At 60.9% G+C, this 5,392-nt stretch carries 7 protein-coding genes; all 7 read left to right on the forward strand.

Annotated elements, in window-relative coordinates:
- Nucleotides 1-191 precede the first annotated feature (191 nt).
- Nucleotides 192-398 (forward strand): twin-arginine translocase TatA/TatE family subunit, encoded by a 207-nt coding sequence (locus I8N66_RS35835; protein WP_113537623.1) that lies wholly within the window; start codon nucleotides 192-194, stop codon nucleotides 396-398.
- Nucleotides 399-472: 74 nt separating this feature from the next.
- A complete protein-coding gene (gene tatB / locus I8N66_RS35840; protein WP_291164841.1) occupies nucleotides 473-1,150 on the forward strand; it encodes a Sec-independent protein translocase protein TatB in 678 nt (225 codons plus the stop codon).
- The gene (gene tatC / locus I8N66_RS35845) at nucleotides 1,147-1,989 is read left to right on the forward strand and encodes a twin-arginine translocase subunit TatC (RefSeq protein ID WP_113537621.1); all 843 of its coding nucleotides are present in this window, start codon (nucleotides 1,147-1,149) and stop codon (nucleotides 1,987-1,989) included. Before tatB ends, tatC begins: the two co-directional genes overlap by 4 nt.
- A gap of 46 nt (nucleotides 1,990-2,035) precedes the next feature.
- Entirely contained in the window at nucleotides 2,036-3,319 is a 1,284-nt protein-coding gene (serS, locus tag I8N66_RS35850) for a serine--tRNA ligase (protein ID WP_291164845.1), read from the forward strand.
- A 28-nt stretch (nucleotides 3,320-3,347) separates the two neighbouring features.
- Nucleotides 3,348-4,115 (forward strand): 5'/3'-nucleotidase SurE, encoded by a 768-nt coding sequence (surE, locus tag I8N66_RS35855; RefSeq protein WP_113537619.1) that lies wholly within the window; start codon nucleotides 3,348-3,350, stop codon nucleotides 4,113-4,115.
- A complete protein-coding gene (locus I8N66_RS35860) occupies nucleotides 4,116-4,769 on the forward strand; it encodes a protein-L-isoaspartate(D-aspartate) O-methyltransferase (protein ID WP_291164850.1) in 654 nt (217 codons plus the stop codon).
- A gap of 163 nt (nucleotides 4,770-4,932) precedes the next feature.
- A partial coding sequence (locus I8N66_RS35865) for a biotin biosynthesis protein BioC (protein ID WP_291164853.1) occupies nucleotides 4,933-5,392 on the forward strand: 460 nt, incomplete at its 3' end.

Raw genomic sequence — 5,392 nt, forward strand, 5'->3', positions numbered from 1 at the left:
TATCCGCGCGGACCAATTGCCGCAAGGATTGCGCGATGTAATGCTTTCAGTTAACGAGCGGGATATATTACTGTTTGAAAAAGATGGTTCTGCATCTTAGGTTCTGTCGCAACGAAGGGCGTGATTAGCGCACGCCTGAAAATTGACATGTGATAGAGCCTATATCGGGGTAGGCTCAGAGGAGTAAGAGCATGGGTTCCTTTAGCATTTGGCACTGGCTGATCGTGTTGGTCGTGGTGCTGCTCTTGTTCGGTCGTGGCAAGATTCCCGAACTGATGGGCGATGTTGCGAAGGGCATCAAGAACTTCAAGAAGGGCATGAGCGACGAGGAAGCAGGCGCGACCGACAAGACGCTCGACAGCAAGACCGTTGACCACAAGTCTGACGAAGTTCGCTAACGGTCTGGCGTCGATGGAACCGGTCCGGTATCGGTACCGGACCAGTTCCTTCATGGGTTTGCAGGACATTTCGAATGCTTGATATCGGCTGGACCGAGCTTGTCGTCATCGCCATCGTTTTGATCGTCGTTGTCGGGCCGAAGGATCTTCCGCCTATGCTGCGGGCTTTTGGCCGCATGACGGCGAAGATGCGAGGCATGGCCTCGGAGTTCCGTCAGCAGTTCGACGAAGCGCTGCGCGAAGCGGACCTCGACGAGGTCCGCAAGACCATCAGCGATGCGCAAAGTCTCAACCCGGCCAATGCGCTCAGGGATGCGATCAATCCGCTTCGCCAGATGGGCAATGATATCAAATCGGACCTGCAGAAGGCTGCAACGCCCGACAAGCCCGCCACAACCGATACCGCCGAGCCCGCGACTGCGGAGCCGATCGCGGTCGCTCCGGTGGCTGCGGCGGAAACGAAACCCGCAGACCCGGTTGCAGTTGCGGCCGTAGGCTCGGCCACGCGCCAGCTGGAACGCGCCGAGGTTGCCGCCCCAGCCGAAAAGCCCAAGCGGGCGCCGAGGGCAAAGGCCGATCCGGCACCGGTCGCAAAGAAGACCGCAGCGCCCAAGGCTGCCGCACCCAAACCTCCGGCAAAGGCGCCCGCAAAGGCGGTGGCCGAGAAGAAGTCGTCGAAGCCCGCTCCAGCGGAGCCCGCTGCCAAGACGTCCAAGCCGCGCGCCAGCACGCGCAAGAAAGGTGAAGCATGAGCGGCGATATCGAGGACCGGCCGCAGCCGCTGATCGAGCATCTGATCGAATTGCGCAAGCGCCTGATGTGGGCCATTGGCGCGTTCTTCATTGCGTTCCTCGTCTGCTTCTACTTTGCCAAGGGCCTTTTCAACCTCCTGGTTCTGCCGTTCAAATGGGCAGTGGGCTGGGCTGGGCTCAACCATCGCAATGTCGAGCTGATCTATACGGCTCCGCAGGAATTCTTCTTCACGCAGATCAAGGTTGCGATGTTCGGCGCGCTAGTGATCGCGTTTCCCGTGATTGCAGCGCAGATCTACAAATTCGTGGCTCCGGGTCTCTACAAGAACGAGCGGGCCGCATTCCTGCCGTTTCTCATTGCATCGCCGCTTCTCTTTCTGCTCGGCGGCGCCCTGGTCTACTTCTTCTTCACGCCGATGGTGATGTGGTTCTTCCTGGCGATGGAACAGGGCGGCGGTGAGGGCCAGGTGGCCATCCAGTTGCTGCCGAAGGTCTCGGAATATCTGAGCCTGATCATGTCGCTGGTCTTTGCCTTCGGCCTGGTTTTCCAGCTGCCGGTAATCACCACGCTTCTGGCCCGTGTCGGCTTCGTGACTTCGCAGGGTCTGGCGGAAAAGCGCAAGTACGCGATCGTGATCGCCTTCATCGTGGCCGCCGTGCTGACGCCGCCCGATCCGGTTTCCCAGATCGGCCTTGCACTGCCCGCCATCCTTCTCTACGAAATTTCGATCTATACGGCGCGACTCGTCGAAAGACAGCGGGCAGCGGACGCGCTCAAGAGCGAGACTGCCGAGTCGCAGGAAGGATCTTCCGGAGAGGTCGGCCCCGCCAAGGGCTGAGCATTCGAAATTTCGCGCCGTGAGTTGACCAACGCGTGGAACGACAATGCTTGATATCAAATGGATCCGTGAAAATGCCGAGATGCTGGACGCCGCCCTGGCGAAGCGGGGCGCGGAGGCTTTGTCGGCGTCGCTGATCGCCCTCGACGAGCGCCGCCGCACGATCCTGCAGTCGCTGCAGGACATGCAGTCGCGCCGCAATGCCGCCTCGAAGGATATCGGCGCGGCCATGGCACAGAAGAACGCCGAGCTTGCCGAAAAGCTGAAGGCTGAGGTCGCCGAACTCAAGAACGCCATGCCGGCCCTTGAGGAAGACAGCCGCAAGGTGGAAGCCGAGCTCAACGATGCGCTCTCCCGGATTCCGAACATCCCGCTCGAGGATGTTCCGGTCGGCGAGGATGAGACCGGCAACGTCGTCAAGCGCGTGGTAGGCAACAAGCCCACGTGGAACCACCAGCCGCGCGAGCATTTCGAAATCGGCGAGGCGCTCGGCCTCATGGATTTCGAGGGCGCTGCCCGCATTTCTGGCTCGCGCTTCACGATCCTCAAGGGGCAATTGGCGCGGCTCGAGCGCGCGCTCGGCCAGTTCATGCTCGACCTGCACACGCAGGAACACGGCTACACCGAAGTGCAGCCGCCGCTGCTGGTGCGCGATGATGCGATGTACGGTACCGGACAACTGCCCAAATTTGCCGAAGACCTGTTCCGCACGACGGACGGCCGCTGGCTGATCCCGACGGCGGAAGTGCCGCTCACCAACATCGTTCGCGAACAGATCCTCGAAGGCGAAAAACTGCCATTGCGCTTCACCGCATTGACGCCCTCCTTCCGCTCGGAGGCCGGTTCGGCCGGTCGCGACACCCGCGGCATGCTGCGCCAGCACCAGTTCAACAAGGTCGAACTGGTTTCGATCACCGATGCCGAAACCTCGGTCGACGAACACGAGCGCATGACGGCTTGTGCCGAAGAGGTGCTCAAGCGCCTTGGCCTGCATTACCGGGTGATGACGCTCTGCACCGGCGACATGGGCTTCGGTGCGCGCAAGACCTACGATCTCGAAGTCTGGCTGCCGGGGCAGGATACCTATCGCGAGATCTCGTCCTGCTCCGTCTGCGGTGATTTCCAGGCGCGCCGGATGAATGCGCGCTACCGCACCAAGGAAGACAAAGGCACGCGCTTCGTTCATTCGCTGAACGGTTCCGGCGTCGCCGTCGGCCGTGCGCTGATCGCCGTCATTGAAAACTATCTGAACGACGACGGATCGGTGTCGGTGCCGGATGTGCTGGTTCCCTACATGGGCGGCCAGACGCGCATCGAAAAGGCCGTCTGAACGAACGTCAAAGGGAAGGACAGCACCCATGCGGATCCTGCTGACAAACGATGACGGTATTCATGCTGAAGGTCTGGCGGTCCTCGAAAGGGTCGCCCGGACGATTTCGGACGATGTCTGGGTCGTGGCACCCGAGGCGGACCAGAGCGGTCTGGCGCATTCTCTGACGCTGTCGGAGCCCTTGCGGCTTCGCCAGATCGCCGAGAAGCGCTTTGCGCTCAGGGGTACGCCGACCGATTGCGTTATCATGGCGGTGCGCAAGGTGCTGGATCGCAAGCCTGATCTCGTGCTTTCGGGCGTCAACATCGGCGCCAACATGGCCGATGACGTGACCTACTCAGGTACGGTGGCGGGCGCCATCGAGGGCACGTTGCAGGGCATTCGCTCCATTGCGCTCAGCCAGGCTTATCATCACGCCGTCGGCAAGGCCGTGCCTTGGGATGTGGTGGAGACGCATGCGCCGAGCCTGATCCGCAAGCTGATGGCGGTGGAGCTGCCCGACGGCACCCTTCTCAACGTCAATTTCCCGAACTGCTCAGCCGACACGGTTGCCGGGATAGAGGTGACGTCACAAGGCAAGCTCGATTTCGGCCTGTCGATCGACGAGCGTACGGATGGCCGCGGCTTTCCCTACTTCTGGCTGCGCTTCGGTGAGCGTTTCGGTGATTTCCGTGCCGGAACCGACATTCATGCTCTGCGCGAAAATTACATCTCGGTGACGCCCCTCAAGCTCGACCTGACGGACTATAGCGTCCAGGACCGCCTGATGCGGGCTTTGAACGAAGGGGCTCATTGATTGAGCGTGCGCGTTTCGGAACAGGAAGGTTTTGCCAAGATGGTGCTGCGGCTGCGCGCCGCAGGCATTACCAATCATGACCTGCTCAAGGCGGTCGAGCAGACCTCGCGTGGCCAGTTCGCACCGCCGCAATATCAGGCCGAGGCCTATTCGCAGCGGACGATTCCGCTCGATTGCGGTTCCTTCATGGAAGGCTACGATTTTGCAGTGCGGCTGCTCCACTGTCTGAACCTGAAAACAGGTCAGCGGGTTCTCGAGGTCGGCACCGGCAGCGGCTTTACCGCTGCGGTGATGGGGCGGGTGGCCGAACGAGTCCTGACGATTGATCGCTACCAGACGCTCGTCGGTACGGCGCAGAAAAACCTTGAGAAATCAGGCGTTCGCAATGTCATTGTCCGCCATGCCGATGGCAGTGCCGGTGTCCCGGGTGAGGGCACTTTCGACCGCATCCTGATCACCGCTGCCTTCAACAGCCTGCCGCGCATGTTTTCCGATCATCTCGTTTCCGGCGGAACCTTGGTGGTGCCGATCATGATGAGCGAGACCCACTGCCGGATCGTCAGGGTCAATCGAACGGGAAGTCGCTTCGACCGCGAGGATCTGTTCGACGCGCCTTACCTTCCGATCGTGCAGCAGCTCGCGTCTTTTCTTTGATGTGGCCACCGGCGAGCGTCCTTTAAGAAATCCTTAACCGTATCCAGCCTCGCGCAAGCTTCGCGCCATACGTCTCCGCTGCACGATAGGTTCCGCCCGCGAGTCGTCGCTCTTGCACGACCAGGGTGTTGCTGCCGGATCGTGAGATAGACGGAGACGGCAAATGCAGATCGCGAACAGGCTGACGGCCGCAGCATCGGGCGACGGGCTGAATAATCTTGCAGGGCGCAGCGCCGGGCAGACGAATTCTCCAAGCAAGGACGAGCAGGCCGCACAGGCGCTCGCAGCGAGCTTCTTCGATCCCACTCCGCGCATCTCCCTCTCCGCCGACGCATTGCTTTATCTCAGCCAGACGAAGAAGGCTTCGGACGGGCAGCCGCAACTCAGCCGCGACGAGTGGAACAATCGCCTGTCTCCGCAGCTGGCATTGCGTGAATATCAGGCCTTCGGCAAGTTTCTCGATGCCGGGGATCACCAGGCCTATTACAAGAACTTCATCGACTATTACGACAGCCTCCGCCCGGAAGATCAGGACAGCTTGCGCTATTTTGGCACGCGCGAGGCTGCCGTCGCCGGTCTGCGGTCGCTTGAATATGAACAGGCGAGCGGTGCCTACTGTGAGG

Source organism: Ensifer sp. SSB1 (genome assembly GCF_016652895.1).
Taxonomy (GTDB): domain Bacteria; phylum Pseudomonadota; class Alphaproteobacteria; order Rhizobiales; family Rhizobiaceae; genus Ensifer.

What these genes read in the sequence shown, in the direction of transcription:
- I8N66_RS35835 (WP_113537623.1), top strand. Translation starts at nt 192, where the DNA reads ATGGGTTCCTTTAGCATTTGGCACTGGCTGATCGTGTTGGTCGTGGTG.
- tatB (WP_291164841.1), top strand. Translation starts at nt 473, where the DNA reads ATGCTTGATATCGGCTGGACCGAGCTTGTCGTCATCGCCATCGTTTTG.
- tatC (WP_113537621.1), top strand. Translation starts at nt 1,147, where the DNA reads ATGAGCGGCGATATCGAGGACCGGCCGCAGCCGCTGATCGAGCATCTG.
- serS (WP_291164845.1), top strand. Translation starts at nt 2,036, where the DNA reads ATGCTTGATATCAAATGGATCCGTGAAAATGCCGAGATGCTGGACGCC.
- surE (WP_113537619.1), top strand. Translation starts at nt 3,348, where the DNA reads ATGCGGATCCTGCTGACAAACGATGACGGTATTCATGCTGAAGGTCTG.